The sequence below is a fragment of the Mesorhizobium sp. M7A.F.Ca.ET.027.03.2.1 genome, from assembly GCF_003999175.1.
GTDB lineage: Bacteria > Pseudomonadota > Alphaproteobacteria > Rhizobiales > Rhizobiaceae > Mesorhizobium.
On record NZ_RZOM01000916.1, the window covers coordinates 1 to 2,501 of the forward strand.

3 protein-coding genes are annotated in these 2,501 nt (G+C 64.5%); 2 read left to right on the forward strand and 1 reads right to left on the reverse strand.

All coding sequences use genetic code 11. The features are described 5' to 3' along the window. A partial coding sequence (locus EN750_RS28955; protein ID WP_189526546.1) for an MFS transporter occupies positions 1–540 on the forward strand: 540 nt, incomplete at its 5' end. Here the strand turns inward: EN750_RS28955 and dgcA are convergent. Further along, positions 511–1,494 (reverse strand): N-acetyl-D-Glu racemase DgcA, encoded by a 984-nt coding sequence (dgcA, locus tag EN750_RS28960; RefSeq protein ID WP_127382672.1) that lies wholly within the window; start codon positions 1,492–1,494, stop codon positions 511–513. The genes EN750_RS28955 and dgcA overlap by 30 nt on opposite strands. A gap of 76 nt (positions 1,495–1,570) precedes the next feature. Here dgcA and EN750_RS28965 point away from each other — a divergent pair. Next, the coding region (locus EN750_RS28965; RefSeq protein WP_145968010.1) for an ABC transporter permease at positions 1,571–2,501 on the forward strand (931 nt) is incomplete at its 3' end.

Sequence of the window (2,501 nt, forward strand, 5' to 3'; positions counted from 1 at the left end):
GGCGTCATAACCGCCAGCCACGCATTCCTCTACGGTTTCGTCTCCATCTACTGGAAATCGATCGGCCTCAGCGATTCGGTTGTCGGTCTCTTATGGGCTTGGGGCGTGGTGTCGGAAGTCTGCATGTTCATGATGTTCACCCGCTTTTTTGACCGGTTCTCCGTCGTGTCGATCATGGTGATGGCGGGGATCGGCTCCATCGTGCGCTGGATCGCCTTTCCGCTGGTCTGGCCGCTCGGCCTCGGCATTCCCGGTTTCTTCGGTGTCCAGTCGCTGCACTCGGTCTCGGTGGCGCTTGGGCTGATCGGCCTGCAGAAGATGATCGGCGAAACCGTCTCCGAGGAGCGGACAGGTGCCGCGCAAGGCATTGCCTATTTCTCCAACGGCTTCTTCATGGCGGTGGTGACGCTGGCGTCCGGCCCGCTCTACGACCATCTCGGCGTGGACGGCTTCTTTGCCATGATCCCGATCGCCTTGATCGGCCTCGTGCTGATCGGCCTTGCAGCGCGCTCAGCCCCACAGCGCCACATCGGGCGGTGACACCATCGATCCCTGGTAGACAAGGCCCGGTACCCGGTCGCGGGCAAGCAGCAGCGGACCGTCGAGGTCGACGAAATCGGCATGCTGGGCAAGCAGCACCGCTGGCGCCATCGCCAATGACGTGCCGACCATGCAGCCGACCATCACGCCGAAACCGAGTTCGCGGGCGCGATCGCGCAGCACCAGTGCCGCAGTCAGGCCCCCCGACTTGTCGAGCTTGATGTTGACGGCATCGTAGAGACCGACAAGCGCTTCGAGATTCTCAGCCTCGTGCACGCTTTCATCGGCGCAGATCGGCACGGGATGGGCGATATGGCGCAGGATTTCGTCATGACCGGCCGGCAGCGGCTGCTCGATCAGCGCGATGCCTTGTTCGGCGGCAAAGGCGAGGTTCGCAACGATGTTGTCGTCGCTCCAGCCCTCATTGGCGTCGAGGATGATGCGGCTGTCTGGCGCTGCCTGCCTGACCGCGCGGATGCGGGCGATGTCGTTGTCGCCGCCGATCTTGACCTTGAGCAGCGGCCGCGCCGCATTGGCGCGAGCCTGCGCCGCCATCGCCTCCGGCTCGCCCAGCGACAGCGTGTAGGCGGTTTCGAGCGCCTGCAAGGGAAGAGCACCTATCGCGACTGCTACCGAGGTTCCGCTGAGCTTTGCCTCCAGGTCCCACAGGGCGCAGTCTATGGCGTTGCGGGCGGCTCCGGCCGGCATAGCATCGAGCAAGGCGGTCCGGCTGATGCCACCGGCGATCCGGCCGCGCATGGCCTCGATCGCGTCGCGCACGCCCTCCATGGTCTCGCCATAGCGCTTGTAGGGGACGCATTCGCCGCGGCCGAGGTGGCCGCCCTCGCCGATCGTGCAGGAGATCACCTCGGCTTCGGTCTTGGAACCTCGCGAAATGGTGAAGGTTCCGGCGATGGGAAAACGCTCGGCCTCGACCGAAATGACACGCGCCATATTTTTCTGCTCCTGCTGTGCGACAAGCGTTGTCGGCAAATCGACAGGTCAGACCCGTCAGGCTAAACAGGACGCCATGTTGACCATCGGCAAGCGCGACGCAAGCGGCACGACCGCAGGGGAGGCTGACCACGAACCGCGCGTGGCGATCGGCGAGGAGGATGGCGTTCTTGGCTGCGCTTTCTCCGGAATCTGGACCACAAGGACCGTCGCGCTCATCGACGCCGACATGCGCAAGATCGAAAAGCGAAGCGGCTTCAAAACCTTGGCGCTCGATGTTTCCAAGATCGAGAAGATGGACACCGCCGGCGCCTGGCTGATCGACCGGCTGGTCAGCGCCTTCGAGAAGAAGGGCGTCGAGATCCAGATGCAAGGCCAGAGCGAGATCGCTTCGATCCTGCTCGAAGCTGTCGGCGAGGCCGTGCGGCGCGAACCCGAATCCGGCCCGGCGCGGCCGCCCAACATCGTCATTCGCGCGCTGGAGGCGGTTGGCCGCCGGGTCTACGAGATGCGCGACGATTTTCTCGCCTCGATGAACATCCTCGGCGCCACCATCCGTGGCGCGCAGATGAAGCTCGGCCGTGGCCATGCCGTCAACCCGGCGGCGATTTTCAACCAGATCGACCGCATGGGCGTCGGCGCCATTCCGGTGGTGGTGCTGATGTCGGCGATCGTCGGCGCCATCGTTGCCCAGCAAGGCGCCTATCAGCTCAGCTATTTCGGCGCCGATATCTTCGTCGTCGACCTGGTCGGCGTGCTGATCCTGCGCGAGCTTGGCGTGCTGATGACGGCAATCATGATCGCCGGCCGCTCCGGCAGCGCGATCACTGCCGAGATCGGCTCGATGAAGATGCGCGAGGAGGTCGACGCGCTGAAGGTCATCGGGCTCAACCCGATCGGCGTCCTGGTCTTTCCCCGGCTCGTGGCGCTGGTCATCGCCTTGCCGTGCCTGACCATCATCGCCAATTTCGCCGCACTCGGCGGCGGCATACTGGCTGCCTGGCTCT

Bases quoted from the DNA above. Each gene is read 5' to 3' on its own strand.
- dgcA (WP_127382672.1), bottom strand. From the start codon at position 1,494: ATGGCGCGTGTCATTTCGGTCGAGGCCGAGCGTTTTCCCATCGCCGGA.